This is a genomic window from Curtobacterium sp. MCLR17_054 (assembly GCF_003234335.2).
GTDB classification, from domain to species: domain Bacteria; phylum Actinomycetota; class Actinomycetes; order Actinomycetales; family Microbacteriaceae; genus Curtobacterium; species Curtobacterium flaccumfaciens.
Map to the genome: position 1 here is coordinate 2,194,155 of NZ_CP126263.1, position 17,746 is coordinate 2,211,900.

At 72.5% G+C, this 17,746-nt stretch carries 11 protein-coding genes; all 11 read right to left on the reverse strand.

Features of this window, described 5'->3' with window-relative positions:
- Window positions 1-15: 15 nt before the first annotated feature.
- On the reverse strand, window positions 16-2,046 hold the full coding sequence (locus DEJ08_RS10485; RefSeq protein ID WP_349775350.1) for a zinc-ribbon domain-containing protein: 2,031 nt from the start codon (window positions 2,044-2,046) through the stop codon (window positions 16-18).
- Window positions 2,043-4,520: a TgpA N-terminal domain-containing protein gene (locus tag DEJ08_RS10490; RefSeq protein ID WP_111053980.1), complete on the reverse strand. Its 2,478-nt coding sequence runs from the start codon at window positions 4,518-4,520 to the stop codon at window positions 2,043-2,045. Before DEJ08_RS10490 ends, DEJ08_RS10485 begins: the two co-directional genes overlap by 4 nt.
- The gene (locus DEJ08_RS10495; protein ID WP_071404615.1) at window positions 4,517-5,830 is read right to left on the reverse strand and encodes a DUF58 domain-containing protein; all 1,314 of its coding nucleotides are present in this window, start codon (window positions 5,828-5,830) and stop codon (window positions 4,517-4,519) included. Before DEJ08_RS10495 ends, DEJ08_RS10490 begins: the two co-directional genes overlap by 4 nt.
- 98 nt (window positions 5,831-5,928) lie before the next feature.
- Window positions 5,929-6,900 (reverse strand): AAA family ATPase, encoded by a 972-nt coding sequence (locus DEJ08_RS10500; RefSeq protein ID WP_027465773.1) that lies wholly within the window; start codon window positions 6,898-6,900, stop codon window positions 5,929-5,931.
- A 69-nt stretch (window positions 6,901-6,969) separates the two neighbouring features.
- Entirely contained in the window at window positions 6,970-12,840 is a 5,871-nt protein-coding gene (locus tag DEJ08_RS10505) for an Ig-like domain-containing protein (protein WP_111053981.1), read from the reverse strand.
- Window positions 12,837-14,249: a serine/threonine-protein kinase gene (locus tag DEJ08_RS10510; RefSeq protein WP_111053982.1), complete on the reverse strand. Its 1,413-nt coding sequence runs from the start codon at window positions 14,247-14,249 to the stop codon at window positions 12,837-12,839. Before DEJ08_RS10510 ends, DEJ08_RS10505 begins: the two co-directional genes overlap by 4 nt.
- A gap of 130 nt (window positions 14,250-14,379) precedes the next feature.
- The gene (locus DEJ08_RS10515; protein WP_111053983.1) at window positions 14,380-15,201 is read right to left on the reverse strand and encodes a PP2C family protein-serine/threonine phosphatase; all 822 of its coding nucleotides are present in this window, start codon (window positions 15,199-15,201) and stop codon (window positions 14,380-14,382) included.
- Between the two features lie 3 nt (window positions 15,202-15,204).
- Window positions 15,205-16,023, reverse strand: a complete 819-nt coding sequence (locus DEJ08_RS10520) for an FHA domain-containing protein (protein WP_146248450.1) — start codon at window positions 16,021-16,023, stop codon at window positions 15,205-15,207.
- 25 nt (window positions 16,024-16,048) lie between these two features.
- Window positions 16,049-16,606, reverse strand: a complete 558-nt coding sequence (locus DEJ08_RS10525) for a hypothetical protein (RefSeq protein ID WP_111053985.1) — start codon at window positions 16,604-16,606, stop codon at window positions 16,049-16,051.
- Between the two features lie 109 nt (window positions 16,607-16,715).
- The gene (locus DEJ08_RS10530; protein WP_309147045.1) at window positions 16,716-17,486 is read right to left on the reverse strand and encodes a YaaA family protein; all 771 of its coding nucleotides are present in this window, start codon (window positions 17,484-17,486) and stop codon (window positions 16,716-16,718) included.
- A complete protein-coding gene (locus tag DEJ08_RS10535; protein ID WP_027465776.1) occupies window positions 17,483-17,746 on the reverse strand; it encodes a F0F1 ATP synthase subunit epsilon in 264 nt (87 codons plus the stop codon). The genes DEJ08_RS10530 and DEJ08_RS10535 overlap by 4 nt, the downstream gene beginning before the upstream one ends.

Genomic DNA, 17,746 nt, shown 5'->3' on the forward strand with positions numbered 1-17,746 from the left:
CTGTGGAGAAGTCGCCTACTGCACCAGGAAGAACTGCTCACCGATGTCGACGCGGGCACCACGCTCGACGCGGTACCGGCGACCGGGCTCGCAGCGGCGGATCGATCCGTCGATGTGCCGGACCACCGTGCCGTTGCCGGAGAACCGGTCGGAGACCCACAGGTCGTCGCCGTCGCGGCCGAGCTCGAGGTGCGTCTTCGACACGGACTTGCCCGGGTCGTGCACGGTCAGCAGGTCGTCGTAGCGCTCCCCCGGCTGCGCTCGCGGCAGTCGGCCGAGCAGGCCCGTGCCGTGGACGCCGAGCCGCTCGCCCGTGCTGAAGTGCAGCACGAACGGTGCCCGGGTCGGGGTCTTCGCGACGATGCGGGTCTCGTCGACGTCCTCGTCGAGGTCGTCGAGCGCGCCGGCCGCTGCGGGCGACTCCGACCGGTCGACGGGCGGGAGCGGCAGCGCGGGTCCGGTCGCTCCCGGGATCGGGGGCAGCGGTGCAGCGGAGGGCACGCCCGCGGTGTCGGCGGACGGTGCCGAGGAGGGGACGGTGGCGGAACCGGGCACCGGCGGGATCGGCGCGTGCGGCACGGCGGACGCCTCGGTCGGCGGATCCGGCTGGGTCACCGGGGCAGCGTGCGCCCCGCGGGGACGTCGGCCGGCATCGGACTGCTCGACCTCGGCGCGGAGGGACTCGTCGTCCACCGGGATCTCGTCGTCCGGCTCGTCGCCTGCAGCGCGCTCGTCGGACTCGTTCGGACCCGCGGGCACGGCCGGATCCGCGTCGGGCTCGTCCGGCTCGTCCGCAGCATTGCCCGCGTCGGCGGCCTGCGGCCCGTCGGGCTCCTCGGCGGCCCAGTCGGGTCGGGTCATCGGCAGCGGCATGACCGGGCCGGTGAAGGCCGCGGTGACCGCCGGACGGACGGCTCCGCACTCGCCGCAGAAGATGTCGTCGGGTTCGAGCCGGTTTCCGCAGACGTGGCAGATGGTCGTCTCGTGCATGCCCGGGGTGACGAGCGGGGCCGGACGGGGCGGTCGACGGTCGATCAGCGGCTCGACGGCGGTGTCCCCGGGCTGCGGGGGCGAGACCACGGCCGGCTGATCGTCGGTGGCGCTCGTCTCCGACGCGGCCACGATCGCCTCGTCGGGCTCCGGCTCGGAGGCGTCCCGGGCACCCTGTGCGTCCCGGGGTTCCTGCGCGTCCTGTGCGTCCCGGGGTTCCTGCGCGTCCTGTGCGTCCTGTGCGTTCTGTGCGTTCTGGGGTTCCTGTGCGCCGTGTTCGTCGGGCGCAGGAGCCGCAGCGTCCTGTTCGGAAGCAGGTTCGGCGGGTGCTCCCGGCATCGGCGGGACGACCGGATCGGCCGGCGCCGCGGCAGCCGGGGTACCGCGACCGACCCACCAGGACGGACCGGCGGGTGCCGCCGGGGGTGCGGTGGCAGCGGGCGGCGCCCACACCGGAACGGAGGGCTCGGCAGCGGGCGGCGGCTCGACTGGCTGGGGCTCGACGGGCTGGGACTTGACGGGCTGTCGCACCGCCTGGTCCGACACCGACGACGGAGCATCGCGGATCGGGTCCTCGGGCGTCTCGGGGCGACCGGGAGCCGGGGCGATCCGCGTGCGTTCGGGGTCGTCGGCATCGAGGGGTTCGGACGGGTACGCGTCGGGATCGAGGGCAGGCTCGGAATCGCCCGGCGCACCCGACCAGTCCTCGAGCCCGGACCCGGCACCGTGCACGTGGGAGGGGGCCTGGCGCGGCGCGAAGTCGTCGGGACGCTGCACCGGCACGGGTGCCGGCGGTTCGGTCCCGCGACGGTCGGCACCGGTGAGCCACGCACGCGTGGCGGGATCGAGCGTGGCTTCGGGCAACCAGGCGTCGGAAGCCGGGTCGGACCGTCGGCCGTGGGCGTCGGGCTGCTGCAACGGTGGCGGCGGTGCCTGTTCGACGGGGGTCGGCGCGACCGGGCGACGGCTCGCGGCGGCGGTGACCGCGCGACCGCACTCACCGCAGAAGATCGCTCCGTCCGGGAGCATTGATCCGCAGTGTTCGCATCTGATCACGTGGTGCCTCTGTCCTCACTCGGCCGTCCACGACGCTCGTCCGGCCTCTGGACATCGTAGTCGCCGCGCCCCGACGCAGCCTGGCGGTCGGTCCTCCGACGGGACCGTGCCGTCGGACGGCGTCCCGTTCCCCGCAGGGACCGGAGCGAGACGGCGGTGCGGAACCGCTCCCGCCTGGTCCGCCCTGTCCGGAGCGAACCGATCGCGTCGTCGGTCGCCGCCCACATGCGGTCGGCGGTGGTCTGGTCGGCGTCACTCGGACCGAACACCGCACGGTCGGCCAGCGCGGCGAGTCCGGTGCCACCGTCGCCAGGTGCACCGACCACGGCTTCGCGTCGGGTTGCTGCCTGCCGCACGTCGTGCCCGCGGTCGAGCAGTGCGTCGCGGTACTCGTCCCAGGCGCCGACGATGCGGCCGCGGGGCGTGGTGGCGTTCCGCCGTCGGCGGCGCCGCAGTCGCTTCAGCAGCACGATCACGGCGAACGGCAGCAGGACGAGCGCGACCACGCCGAGGGTCCCGAGGGCCCAGGGCAGCACCGCGAGCAGGATCTGGAGCCAGAGTGGCTGCACCGGCGGCGTGTTCCGGTCGCTCTCGGGGGGCGTCTGCTGGTCCTGGTCCTGCCGGTCGACCGGGGGCGGCGGCACCACCGTCTCGGGTCGGGTGACCGGCTGCGGGGTCTGCTGCTGCTCGTTCGGGATCTCGCGCACCTCGGGGTTGGGGTTGAGCATCACCCATCCCCACTGCGCGGTGTCCACCTCGATGCGGGCCGTGACGTCGGACCCACGGAAGGTCGTCGTCCCGCCAGGCGCTGCGGTGCCGTCGCGGCCCGAGTCTCCCCCGGCCGTGAAGCCCATCACGACCCGTGCGGGGAAGCCGATCTCGTCCGCCATCAGTGCAGCCGCCGCGGCGTACTGCTCCTGGTCCCCGATCATCAGGGGTGCGGTGAGGAGCTCCTGGACACGGTCGGCACCGTGACCGGACCGACTCATCCGGTCGTCGCCGACACCGTGGCTGACGTACCCGTTCCGTTGCAGGGACTGCACCGCGGCGAGGAGCTTCGCACCGGGTGCCGACACGTCCTTCGTCGTGGACTCCACGGTGTCGCGCACGGCGTCGGGGACGTCCCGTGCGGTGGGCACGGCGGCGCTCCCCGGGCGCGCGGTGGCCAGCTGCCGTTCCGTCGGCTGGTCGGGCAGCACCGCCGTCAGGTCGTAGGACGTGCCGTCCCCCACTCCGCCGACCACGGCGCCGGTGCCGGTCGACCCGTTGTAGAAGAAGGCGCCGCGCTCGTCGTCGGCGTCCTGCCCGGTGAACTCCACGCGCTCCAGGTCACCGACCGTCGGCAGCCACACCCCGCGGTACCCGTCGACCGTCACGCCGACGTCGACTGTGGTGCCCCGGACGCCACGGACGTCGACCGCGGTCGGCACACGTTCGAAGGTGCCCGAGCCAGCCGAGCCGTCGGTCCCGCCGACGCGGTAGACGACGCCGTCGTAGGTGTCGAGCGTCGCGATGCGGACGAACCCGCCCTCGGGCAGGCCGGTCACCCGGAGCTGGGTCGCGTCCGAGGCGGTGGACTCCTCGTAGGCGCGGAACCCGCTGAGCGGACTGACGTAGTCGCGTGGGTCGAACGGCTTCACGACGTCGGTGCGTGCGACGGTGCGCTCACCCGACGGAGGTGCCACCAGGCCGAGTCCGGTCGCGACGACCGCCGCGGCCACGATGGTGCCGGTTCCCACGAGGGCGGGGCGGACGATCGACCGCGCGACCGGCACGCGTGCACCGATAGTGGTCGCCACCGCGACGGCGCGACGCGCGTGCCGCACGGTCAGCGCCCAGACGAGGGCGAGGCCGACCAGGACGACCGCCGTCACGATCGACGTGTCGAGCCGGCTCGGCCCGACGACGACCCCCACCGCGAAGAGCACCAGTGCCGGGATGCTCGCGAGTTCCTGCCTGGAGGCGCGGGTCGCCACGCTCACGGCGGTCACCGTGGCCACGAGCAGCGTCACGAAGTAGGGCACGAGGAGCGCTTCGTAGGAGCCCACCGGCAGGCCGATGGTCACCAGCTGCTTCCAGCCGAGGGCGACGCCGGCGAAGAGGTCGAGCAGGCCGCGTCCGGTGGGCAGCAGGCCGTTGGCCTGATTCGGCACGGCGGCGGGGACGCCCGTGAGCGTGAAGGCGGCGACGGTCGCGATCGCCACGACGGCCGTCGGGAGCCGGAACAGGGTGCCGAGGAGCGCGACGACCGTCCCGATGACGATCGCGGTCACCGCGGCGGTGATCATCGCGCCGTCCCGGTACACCGGCCACCAGGACGTGCTCGCGACGGCCAGCAACAGCCAGACCGCCAGCGTGCCGCCGGCGAGCCGGAACGGCACGAGCCGCCGTGCGTCGCGACGGTCGGACCGCCGGGTCGAGCGCCTCGCCCGGTCCGGTGCCGGGGCCGGGGTGGTCACGGGTGCGGCGCTCATGCTGCCGACGCCGATCGGTGCAGGGCGTGCCGGAGGTCGTCCAGGTAGCCGATGGTCATCACCGTCAGACCCGCGACGCGCAGGAACCGCGGCTGGGCCTCGGGCTCGCAGATCACCGCGACGACCTCCACCCCGACGGGGAACCGCGTGGCGGCGAGTCGGAGCGCGGGCAGGCCGACGGTCGACCCCACCACGAGGAACGCGACGGAGATGCCCTCGGTGTCGCTCCCGACGATCCGGGAGACCTCGGCGATCGGCAGGCACGCGTCAGCGAGGCCGACCGAGGCGAAGTCGTCGAGCAGGCGCGTCGGCGTGACGGTGGGGAGCGTCCGCACGGCGTACACGGCACGCTTCGCGAACTCGGGCGTGCGCTGCGACACCACGACCGAGACCTCACGGCCGTCGCGGATCGCCCGCGCGCCGAGGGACGCGGCCGCGCTGACGGCGAGCTCGAACTCCTCGTCGTCGGCGAACTCACCGCGGGCGATGCCGAGCGCGACGACGAGGTGCGAGCGACGGGTGTCCTCGAACTGCCGGACCATGAGCGCGCCGGACTTGGCGGTCGACTTCCAGTGGATGGTGCGCGGGTCGTCGCCGGGCATGTACTCGCGGATGGCGTGGAAGGCGATGTCCGCGGGTGACAGGTCCGTCGTCGCCTGCCCCTCGAGGTCGCGCACCAAGCCGGTGCTCGTCGACGGGATCGCGATGGTGCGCGGGTGCACGATGACCTGCTCACGGGCGGTCCAGACGAGCTCGCGGCGCACGAGTCCCACCGGGTCGGCGCGGACGCCCGTCACGGGACCGACGTCGAGCACCCCGCGGCGGAGCGTCGGGACGGGGACCTCCCGCTCGAAGGTGCCGTGCGGCCCGATGGCCGGGATGGCGACGTCGACGAGGCCGGATCCGACCGGGACCTCGACGGTGGTCGGCACCGACGGCAGACGCGTGGGGTTCTCGGCCGTGATGATCACGCCGGCGTCGTCGCCGACCGCCACACGGTGCTGCGGCAGCCGCATCCGGATCGCCAGCCGCGACCGGCCGATCAACGCCACCGCGGCGACCACCGCGAGCACGGCGCCGGCGAACCCGACGACGACGATCTCCCGCAGGCCGAACCGGTAGCCGGTCACGAACGCGACGAGCGTCAGGGCGGCGACCGTCCACCCGAGCCCGGTGACGACGGACGAGACCTCGCCCCAGAGACGCAGGACGAGCCTCCAGGCCGTTGCCCAGAGCCGGACGATCCCGATGACCGCATCCGCTGCGACGCCCTCGCGGTCACCGACGATGCGCGTCCGGACGTTGGTCATGCCGGTGACCGTCCCCGTGCGCTCGTACGCCGTCGTGCCACGACGCGACCGCGTCGAGGACGGACGGCGCGAGCGCGTGGAGACGGGCCGGCGGTCCGTCACGTCGTGACTCGGTCGGCGGGCGGCGGGGTCTCCACCAGGAGCTGCGCGATGACGCTCGGCGCGCTGACGCCGTCGAACTCGGCCTCGGCGTCGAGCACCAGGCGGTGCGCGAGGACCGGGACGGCCAGTGCCTTCACGTCGTCCGGCGTGACGTAGTGGCGACCGCTCAGCGCCGCGAGGACACGGGAGGCACGGATCAGGCCCATCGCCCCACGGACGCTGACGCCGAGCCGGACCTCGCTCGCCGAGCGGGTCGCGTCCACCAAGCGCGCGACGTAGTCGGCGATCACCGCGTCGACGTGCACGGTGCGCGCCAGGGCGGCCATCTCGGTGATGGTCGCGGCGGGCACGACGCTCGCCAGCGGGACCGACGCCGACGGAGCCGACGAGGTCTCGAGGATCTTCACCGTCGCGGCGTGGTCGGGGTAGCCGATGGACGTCTTCATGAGGAAGCGGTCGAGCTGCGCCTCGGGCAGACGGTAGGTGCCGGCCTGCTCGATCGGGTTCTGGGTCGCGATGACCATGAACGGCGCGGCGAGACGGTGGTTGACGCCGTCGACCGTGATCGCGGACTCCTCCATCGCCTCGAGCAGCGCGGACTGCGTCTTCGGGCTCGCACGGTTGATCTCGTCGGCGAGCACGATGTTCGCGAAGACCGGCCCGCGGTGGAAGTCGAACTCCTGCGTCCGCTGGTCGTAGACGCTGATGCCGGTGATGTCGCCCGGCAGCAGGTCGGGGGTGAACTGGATGCGGTTCGTGGTGCCCTGCACGCTCTGCGCCATCGCCCGGGCGAGGCTCGTCTTGCCCGTTCCGGGGACGTCCTCGAGGAGCAGGTGCCCCTCGCTGAGCATCGCCGTGACCGCGAGGCGGATCACGAACGTCTTCCCGAGGAGCACCTGCTCGACGTTGGTCACGATGCGGCCTGCGACGTCGGCGAACCAGGTGGCCTGCTCCGGGGTCATGCTCATGCGGGGTGGTCCTTCGGTCGTGGCGGGAGGTGTGCGGCGGCGGGAGGGTCGTGGCAGGCCAGGCGGGCGTCAGCCGCCGGGAGCGGGTTCCGGGGCGGGCTGCTCTGGAGCGGGGTCCGGTTCAGGTGCCGCATCGATCGACGCGCTCGGCGGGTTCGGGTCCTCGTGGCCGTCGACGATCGCCGCGACGTACACGTACCGCGAGAGCGGTGCGTCCTCGACCGTCGGCAGGGCGTCCGGCGCGTAGACCGTGCCCTCTCCGCAGAGCTGGTAGTACCGCGAGGCGCAGAAGACGACCCGGTAGCCGGTCGGCTGGAGCCCGGCGTTCTGCGGCGGCGCAGTCACCGTCAGTTGTGTCCCGGCCGTCACGGAGTCCGGCAGCGTGGCACGGGTCTGCACCGGGCGCAGCCCGCCCACCGTGGAGCCGTCCCCGCAGAAGTTGGACGTGCCGTCCGCGCAGGCCACCACGGTCACGCTCACCGTCGAGCCGAACGCTGCACCGGTGACCCAGGAGCCGTTCCCGCCGAAGGACACGAGGCCGCCGCCGTTGACCGAGTAGGCGTAGTGGTCGATCGATCCGTTGGTGCTCGGCTGGGCGCGCGGGTTCCGGATGCGGATCGCGTACGTGCCGTCGTCCTCGCTGAACCGCTCGACGCCGATGTCGGCCGACGCCGTCCCCGGAGCGGAGTACCCCTGCACGGACGCCGCACGGCTCGGCGTGCAGAACAGACCGTTGTCGGCAAGCGCGACGTACTGGAAGTTGCCGTTCGAGTTCAGCGTGTCGTTGGCGCTGCCGCCGTCCCAGCGCTTGTCCGAGCCGGTGGTCGAGCAACCGCTCGGAATGTTCACCCCGGGCGGGTACCGCACGATCGTGAGCGTTCGACCGCCCCCGGCCCAGTCGTTCTCGGCCGCACTGAGCGACACGTTGGTCCGCCCGGGCGACACGTCGCGCGACGCGTTCAGCGTCGGGACGCCCGGTGTCCCGACGGTACTGCCGGTGGCGGACGCGGAGTTCCACTGCACGACGGTGCCGTTGCGGTCGGCGTCGTTGCGAGCGGACACCGTGACCTTGTACTGGGCAGCGCTCTGGGCGCCGGTGAACAACGTGTTCGTGGCGGTGCCGGTGTGCCGCGTGCTCGACAGCCCGGGGCCCTCGATCGTGACGATGTAGTCGTCGACCGCGCTGCCGTTGTTCGGCGCGGACACCTTGCCCCACTTGACGTCGAGCTGGTTCGGCGTCGCCTTGCTGGGCGTGACCGTGATGCCCTTCGGCGGTGCCGGCACGAAGTCCGCACTCATCGGACCCGAGCGGGACGAGGGCTTCGAGTCACCGATCGCGTTGGTCGCCACGACCTGGAACCGGTACGACGCCTTCGGGTCGAGTCCGGTCAGTGTGCACACCGTCGCGGTCCCGCAGTTCTTCGAGACGCCGTTGGTCCCGACGACCCGGTAGCCCGTGATGGGCGAGTTGTTGCCCTGCGGGGTCGACCACGTGAGCGTGACCTGACCGCCGTCGTAGGAGCCGGTGCGGGTGGGTGCACCCGGAGCGTCCGGGACGTCCTGCACCGAGATCGTGACGTCGCCCCAGACGTACCGGTCGGGGTCGTTCGTCGCATCCGCCACCTGGTACTGCAGGTGGGCGTCGCCGGGCTTCGCGGTGTCGGCGACCGAGACCTGCAGGCGCGTGCGGTCACCGCTCGGTGTGACGGTGACGCCGCTCGGCAGCCCGCCGGACAGCCCGCGGATGTTCACGACGCGCAACCGCTCACCCGGGAACGGGTTGGTCGGCTGGTCGTTCGTGAGCACGTCGATGGTGGTGGTCGCCCCGCGCTTCGTCACCGACCGGTCCGCACCGGGCTGGACCACGGGACGGGTGGAGGCGACGACGCCGACGGTGACGGTGCCGGCGCGACCGGTGTTGGCGTCGTCCGCGACACCGATCCCGATCGACGCGGTGGTGTTCTTCTTCGCGGTGTCGGCGACCGAGATCGTGAGCTGCTGCTTCGCGATCGAGGCGGTCGTCCCCGCGGCGGGCCGGCCGACGATCGAGTACCGGAGCTCGGGCAGGTCCCGGGGGTACGGGTAGTCGGTCAGCTTCGTCAGGTCGATCTTGCGCGTCTCGCCCGGCTGCATCTCGACCGAGGAGCCCGTGAACGCCGGCGGCTGGTTCGACCGGGGCGTGACCGTGATCGGGAGCACGAGCGTGGCGACGCGGCCCTTTCCGCCGTTCGCCGACGAGCCGTCGGTGACCTCGAACGAGATCGACGCCTTGCCGTAGTAGAGCTTCGCCGACGTGAACTGCAGCGTCGAGGAGTCCACCACCAGACTCTGCCCGTTGGCGTGGGTGGCCTTGACCGTGCCACGGTCGGTGATCTTCGCGGTCTCGCCGTTCGCCGTCACGACGAAGTCCTGCAGCGGGATGCGGACGGTGGCCTCGCTCTTCACCGTGACCGCACCGGCGCTGCGGTTGATCTGGGGCAGGGCATCGTCGAAGCCCGGCACGTTGATGAAGCCGTAGGAGACGATGTCCGGGTGGTCGGCCCGGGCGACCGAGAACGGGATCACCTGCGAGTCGTCGGTCAACCGGACGGTGATGCGGCCGTCGTCGGTGGGCGTCGCGGTGTCGCCGTAGCCGGGGACGACCCCGACCCGGAGGTCGGCCGCGGTGCCCTCGGCGAAGAAGACGTTGTCGAGCACGTCGACGGTCACGCTCTGCCGGTGCAGGATGTCCTGCAGGTCGAGGGTCGTGTCGTCGACCTCGGGCCGGAGCGGCTGGGCGTCGGGGTCGACGGTCACCGTGAGGAAGGCCGTGCTCGACCCCCCGCTGCTGTTCGCGACGGTGTAGAGCACTGCGAAGTCACCGCTCTTCGCCGACTCCGGAGGCGTGACGCGGATCTGCTGCTTCCGGAGGACCTTGGCGGTGACGTCCTCGGCCGTCGGCTCGGCCTGCGCGACGGTCAGCTGCCCGCCTTCCGGGTCGGAGTCGTTCTGCAGGACGCGCACCGTCACCGACCCACCGGGGCGGATCGTGACGTGGTCGGCCTCGGCCACGGGGTTCGAGGCCTGCTCGGCGCGGGGTGCGATGCCGACCCGTACGGTGCCGGTGGCGCGGGCCCCGAGGGCGTCGACGACGGTGTAGGTGAACTCGTCGGTGCCGGCCGAGTAGTCGCCCGCCTCGTAGGTCAGGGCGTCCGAGGCGACGTCCGAGACCGACCCCTTGTCAGGGTTGGAGCCCACGCCGACCAGCTGGACGGAGTCGCCGTCCGGGTCGATCCCGTTCAACGGCACGCTGACACGCACCGACGACCCGGCGACGACGCGCGCGGTGACGGTCTGCGGGACGGGCGGGTTGTTCGTGGCGGCGTCGCGTTCGCGCACCGAGATCGACACCGCGGCGTCGGCGTACTGGCCGTCCGGGCCGGCGACCCGGTAGACGGCGGTGTAGTTGCCCGGCGTCTTCGGGGCGAGGTACCGCAGGTGGTCGCCGGAGACGAACAGCAGGCCGCCGTCACCGGGGACGTTCTGCACCAGTTCGGGCTGCAGCGTCAACGGCTCGCCCTCGGGCTGGGTGTCGTTGTCGAGCACGTCGATGTTCGCGACGTCGCCGACACGGACGGTGGCGCTGTCCGGCTGGGCGACCGGGGGCTGGATGCGGTCGGGCTTCGGGATCTCGACGACCGTGATCGTGCCGGGTGACGACGCCAGGCCGTTGGTCTCCGTGTACCCGAACGAGACCGGACCGTCGAGGGGCGCCGTGAGCGTGACACGGACTGTGTGCTGGTCGAGGATGCTCGCCTGCACGCCGCTGCCCCGTGGGGGTCCGTCGAGCGCCGTCACGAGCAGCACGCCGCCCGCCGGGTCGATGTCGGTCGCGGTGACGTCCGTGTCCTTGGTGGACAGGGTGTTCACGAACACCGTCTTCGGCGTGGTGATCGGCGCCGTCGAGGCATCCGGTGGCGCGAGGACGGTCACCCGGACGATGCCGCTCGAGGTCTTCACACCGTCGGTCACCGTGTACTCGAGCTGGTGGTCACCCGCCCGATCCCCCTGCACCCGGAAGGTCCCGGCGTCGTAGCTCGGGGTGACGGTGAGCCCGGACGCCGACGACACGCTGGTCAGTGTCACGGTGCCGTTGCCACCTCGAACGTGGTCGAGCGGCTCGACCGTGAAGGCCTTGCCGGCGTACCCGGACACCGGGAACGGATCGGCGCGCAGCGGGACGGTGCCCTGCTTGGCGACCCGGACCGTCACGGCACCCCGACCGTCGGCGCGGCCGTCGCTCACGACCAGCTGCACGGAGCGCTCGCCGGTCCGGCCGCTGTCGTTCCGGAAGTCGAGCAGGCCGTCCGGCGTGGTGGACACCCGGTCGCCGTTCGACGCGGTCGCCGACTCCAGGTACACCGGGTCACCGTCCGGGTCGACCCAGTCGCCGAGGACGTTCGAGACGACGTGCCCGTTCTGGACGACGTCGGCCGAGGTGTCACGGACCTGCCGCGGCGCCTCGTTCTGACTGTCGGGGCGCACACTGATCCGGACGGTCGCGGTGTCCGATCCGCCGTTGCCGTCGGTGATCGTGTACGGGAACGTCACGGTCCCGGTGGCGCGCGACGACAGCGTGACCTGCAGGCGTTGACCGTCGCCGACGATCGCGACGCGGCCGGCGGACTTCGAGATGGCGCCGACCTCGCTCACGATGATCGGGTCACCGTTCGGGTCGTAGTCGTTCAGCAGGACCGGGAGGCTCGTGGTGCGTCCCGGACGAGCGCCCAGTTCGTCGTCCACCGCCACCGGCGGCTTCTGGTCCTTGTCGACCTCGGGGTCGTCGTCGGAGACCTGCTCCTGCTGCTGCTCGTCGTCCTGCTTGATCAGGTCGGCCCAGTTGTCGATGAGCTGCCCGCTCCGGTCGATCGCCCAGGAACGGCCGCTCGTCGGGTCGTTGGCGACGACGGTGTCGCCGTTGTGCAGGATCTGCAGTTCGCTCGTGCCGCCGGTGCTCGCCAGCCGCTGCAGCGCGTTGCCGTCACATGTGTCGATCGCCTGCCCGCCCGCCCACGCCGCGTACGTGCAGGAGCCGTCGACGTAGGGCCGCGCGGCTCGTCCGGCCACCTGGAGCGCGGTGGCGTCCACGGTGCCGGAGGCGCTGACGCGGACCAGCCCCGCCGTGCCCGCGACCGTGACCTGGGCCGTGCTGTCGGAGGACCGCTGGAGGGCCGGCGACGATCCCACCCGGTCGCCGAGTTCGACGGTGCGGCCGTCGACCGACAGGGCACCGCTCGTCCGGTCGAGCACGGCGAGGTGCCCGTCGAACGTGGCGACCTGGAAGTCGTCGCCGCGGTCCATGTCGACCTTCCACCGTTCGGCGACGGTGAGTGTCGTGCCGACGTCGACCAGCGACGCCGTCCCGGTCTTCGCGGAGTAGACCGCGACGTGGCCGTCGGAGGCGTCGAAGACGGTGTCGGCGCCCAGGGTCAGGTCGGCCTTGGCCGACGCGTCGAACTCGGCGAGGTCGTTCGCGGGGGTCGCCCAGAGCTCGCCCGTGTCGGCGTTGCCGATGACCGCGGTGTCGCCCGCGAAGAAGACCTGCGGCGCCCCCGCCGGCAGCGTGATCGCATCGCCCACGGTGGCGTCGGCGACGTCGACCCGAGCGACCGTTCCCTTGGTCTCGTCGACGCTGTAGACGGTGGAGCCGCGCTGCAGCACGGACAGGTCGTCGCTGGCCGTCTCGACCGCGGTGTTGAGCTGCAGGATGCCGGTGTTCGCCCGACCGACCGCGCCGTACTCGGCCGAGGGCACCCAGACCGTGCCGTCGCCGAGGTCGACGCGTTGCGTGTGGTACCCGGTGGAGACGATGGCGGTGGTCGCGACGACGGCGGCGACGAGCACCGAGGCACCGGTCGTCACGGCGGCGGAGCGGTGCTTCGCGAGGAGGGCGCGGATCACCCGGCGCTCCCGATCGTCGCGCACTTCTGCGCGCTCGCGGCACCCGTCTTGCCGTCGCGGTTCACGGCGACGGCGATGCACTCCTCGTCGCCGCGTTCACCGGAGACGACGAACGTCGTGCCGGTCTGCTGGCTCGACGACCCGTTGGACGAGATGACGTACGTGTCGCCGCTGCGCAGCCCCGGGTCGGTCCAGCTGAAGGACACGGACTGCGGCGACGGCTCGGCACGGACCTCGGCCACGACCGGGATCGCCCCGGCGCCGAGCCGACCGACGACGACGACCGTGGCGATCGCGAGGGCGGCGACCACGACGACGGCCAGGGACGTCGCCCAGACCAGGGTCGAACGGGTCCGGCGCCGGGCACGCGTCACGGACCCGGTGCGGTGCACGGTGCCGACGCTGTGCGAACCGCCGGCCACGACCCCGCCCTGCACCGCGCGGCGGGTACGACGACGCGCACCGACCCGGGTGGGTGGCTGCAGCTCACGGATCACGGTGCGGTCACCGTGCGGGGTGGGCGTCGAGATCGCCCAGGCCTCGACCGCGACGTCGGCGGACGTCTGCGGGATGCCGAGCTCGGCCTCGACCTGCTGGAACCCGCGGACGAGTTCCATCACCGTCGCGGGGCGTCCCTGCGGCTTGCGGGACAGCGCCGAAGCGAGCAGGCGCTCCAGCGAGGGCGGCACGTCGGTGCGACCGGTGGGCTTCACGCCGCCCTTGTCGATCCGGTGCATCAGGTCGTTCGCACCGTTCTTGCCGCCGCGGACCTCGAACGGGCTGCGCCCGGCGAGGAGCGAGTACACGGTCGCCGCGAGTGAGTACACCTCGGACTGGATCGTGCCACGCGACTCGTCGATCAGGACCTCGGGCGCGGACCACGGGATCGACATGCCGATCGGCTCGTCGGGGTCGGTGCCCCCGATCGTCGCGGCGATGCCGAAGTCGGAGAGCACGGGGTTGCCGTAGGCCGTCAGCAGGATGTTCGACGGCTTGATGTCGCGGTGCAGCACGCCCTCGCGGTGTGCGGTCTCGAGCGCCGACCCGATGCGGATACCGATCGACAGCACCTCGGACACGGGGATCGGTTCGCGACGGTAGCGCTCACTGAGGGACGAGGAGCAGAGCTCCATGACCAGGTAGGGACGGCCGTCGGCGGCGACGCTGGCCTGCAGGACGGTGAGGATCGACGGGTGCGTGCTGAGCCGGGCCATCAGGTTGGCCTCGGCCTGGAACATCTGCCGGACGCGGTCGTCGACGACCTCGTCCAGCAGCACCTTCACCGCGACCTGTCGTCGGGGCATGTCCTGCTCGTAGAGGAAGACGTCGGCGAAGCCACCGGACCCGAGGACGTGCACGGGACTGAAACCGCCGATCACGGGCGGGTTGGACGGCAGGCGTCTCGCCATGGTCCTCTCCTCCCCCGGCCGAGCGGCCAGCTCTCTCGACGTGGCCATGTCATTGTACGAAGCGTGGGTGACCGACATTCCGCACGCCGATCCCCCACAGCTCGACGTGTTCCCCCAGTTCGGGGGCCAGCTAGTGACGCGGCAGCGTGTCCTCGAGGTCGCCGTCGTCCGGTGCGGCATCGACCTGCAGCACCACCACGGTGACGTTGTCACGACCGCCGGCCACGACGGCGTCGCCGACGAGGCGCTCCGCCAGGTCCTGCGCGCCCGGCTCACGTGCCGCGATCCTCGCGATCCCGGCGTCGCCGAGTTCCTTGGTGAGCCCGTCGGAGCAGACGATGTAGCGGTCACCGGCCCGCAGGGGCAGGGTCCACCAGTCCGGCGCCGGCGGTTCGCCGAAGCCGACCGCACGCGTGATGACGTTGCTGTCCGGGTGCTGCTCGGCGTCCTCGGCACGCAGCAGGCCGGCGTCCACCATCTCCTGCACCACCGAGTGGTCGACGGTGACGCGGCGGAGCACGCCGTCCTCGATGCGGTAGGTGCGGGAGTCGCCGACGTTGAACACGAGCGCCGCGGGCTGTCCGAGCGACGCCACGAGCGCGATCCCGGTGACGGTGGTGCCCGCGCCGATGGCGTTGCCGCCGGCTGCACGCTCGATGTCGGCTGTCGCGAGGAGCAGCGCACGCTGGATGCCCTGACGCGTGGTGAACGATTCGGCCGTCACCTGCTCGAGCCGACGCACGACCGCGTCGCTGGCACGGTCACCCGCGAGGTGCCCGCCCATGCCGTCGGCGACGACGAAGAACGGCGCGCCCACGATGTAGCTGTCCTCGTTGTGGTCACGCCGCCGACCGACGTCGGTCGCGGCTCCCCACGAGAGTGTCAGGGTGGCGCCGTCGGCACCGGGGACGTCGATGGCGTGCGCAGTGGCTGCTCGGCCGAGTTCGGTCACGTGTCAGGATCGCTCTCTGGTGGGTCGGGGCGTGCCGTGTGCTGTCTGATCGGAGGGCCACGGGGGAACCGGAGGCAGCCCCTCTGCCGTCGGTGCGACCCGGAGGTACGGCGAGAGGACCTCGATGGCGTTGCCGTCACCGATCTCGACTACCGTACCCGTCAGCGCGACGATCGACGCACCCGATGCCATGCGGTAGGCGGGTGCACCGGCCGGGCGGACGACGGTCCCGTTGGTGGACCGGAGGTCCTGCACGACGACGGCTTCGCCCTCGGCGTGCATCCGGACGTGCGACGACGACACCTGCCCGTACGTCGACCGCACGGTCACGAGTTCGGGCTGCGGGCCACGGGTGACCCGCGGCAGCGACGGCCGTCGGCCGATGACCACCGGGTGGTCGAGCCGGAAGGTGCGGTCGCCGATGCGGATCGAGGGCACGCGTGCAGTGGGCGCGGCGGGCACCGCCGGGACGGCCGGGAGGCCCGGGGCGGCACCCAGGAACGGGCTCGGCCCGGCACCGGGTCGCGCCGGCACCCGGACGACGGTGTCCTCCGGATCGACGTCATCCACCGCTGCGGGTGGCTGGTCGGTTGCCCCGGCCGCGGGCCGGATGACCGTGTCACCGAAGACCCCGTCGTCGGAACCGGGGTCGGAGTCGGAGTCGGGACCGGCTCCCGGGACGACGGGACCTGCGCGCCGGATGACGGTGTCGTCGACGGCGTCCGCCGTCCGGTCGCCCAGCGATCGTCGGGGTCGCCGGATGACGGTGTCCTCGATGTCGTCGTCGTACAACCGGAGCCCTCCCAGTGTGGTCTCCCCCACCGTAGACGATCCGGTCGACCCCACGTCATCGACGCTCCCACGACGGCCCGCTGCCCGCGACGACCGAGCGCAGGACGAGCCCCGCGAGCGGGTCGTCCGCGCGGGTCTCGAGGGCGTACCGGGCACGCGTCTCCGCCCGGGCCCACGACCCGAGCGCCCACGCACACCAGGCGCCGAGCGACAGGGCGCCGGCAGCGCCCGACGATCCGTCGAACGGGCCGTCCTGCGCCCGCCACACGCGCCACGCATCGGCACACCGGTCACCGGCGAGCCGCACGCGGGCCCGATCGGGAGCCGGGCCGAAACCGTGGAGCGCCGGCGGTGTCGCGTCCGCGAAGGGGTCGAACACCCGGATCGACCGGGGATCGGGCGTGCCCTGCGCCGCGATGAACGGCACCAGGGCCATCCGGGGCGCGAGTGCGCCGCACGCGGTCACCACGGCCGTCGCAGCGGCCGTCGACAGGTCGGCGCGACCGGGCGCGACCAGCGCGGCCGCCGCGGCGGGGAGGGTGACCGCCGCGGCGATCTCGCGAGGGAAACGGACTGCGGAGCCGGGGCTGGACTGTGCCGTGAGAGGGATCATGCACGCCATCGAAACGTGCTGGGAGCCTCCAGGCAGGGTCGCCCCGACCATCTGTGGACCGGAGCGACCTCGCTCGCGCCTGTGGAGGACGAGCCGACCCGGCACCCGCTCAGGCGGCGACGGGCTCCAGGCTCTCGGCGACCAGGTCCCAGCCGCCCTCGTTGCGCTCGACGACCACGTTGTTCGCGGCCGCCCAACCGACCAGGTCGTCCATGCTGCCGATGCTCGCGCCGGTGCGGGCGAGCAGCGCCACCAGGCGACCCTTCGCGGTCTTGTTCCAGTGGTTCAGCGCACGACGACGACCGGAGCCGTCGACACTCACCACCCGTGGTGCCACCGCTCCGGGCACGGGACCGAGCTGCCGGTACCCCTCGGACCGCAGGTCGAGCACCAGGCCGTCCGCACGGGTCAGCAGGGAACGGGTCGACACCGCGGGCCAGTGCGCGGCCAACCGGATCGAGCCGAGCCGCGAGTCGTGTGAGAGCCGGTACGCCGGGATCGGGTCACCGGCACCGATGGGGCCGAACATCGCGGACTGCACGACCACGTGTTCCGCCCACCACGCGCGGGTCGCAGCATCCGCGTCCTGCGCGCCCAACGGGTCGTAGAGGACCCCGGTGTACCGCTCGATCGCGGGCATGGTGCCCGAGGTGTCGAGCTCGAGGTTCCGGAGCCGCTCGGCGATCGACTTCGGACCGAGCTTGAGCGCCGTCCTGGCCGAGGACTCCTCGGAACTGACGAAGCGGGCCGCGGTGATCACCGCGGCCCGCTCATCGGCCAGTTCCGGGAACGAGAGTGCACGCAGATCGAGCGTGCGCCTCGTGTCCCCGCCCTCCCGCTTCGTCTCCGAAGGCGGGAGCAGGACGGTCAGTCCGGTCAGGACGCCAGCGCGGCCTGCCGCGCGACGATCGTCACCGTGTCGTGCTCGACCGACAGGAAGCCGTCCTCGGCGTCGACCGCGACGGTCGACCCATCGGCCCGCGTGATGCGGACCTGACCCTGCGCCAGGATCGCGAGCATCGGCTCGTGTCCGGCGAGGATGCCGATCTGGCCCTCTGTCGTCCGTGCGACGACCATGGTGGTGTCGCCCGACCAGACCTCACGGTCCGCCGAGACGACGCTCACGCTGAGACCCGCCAT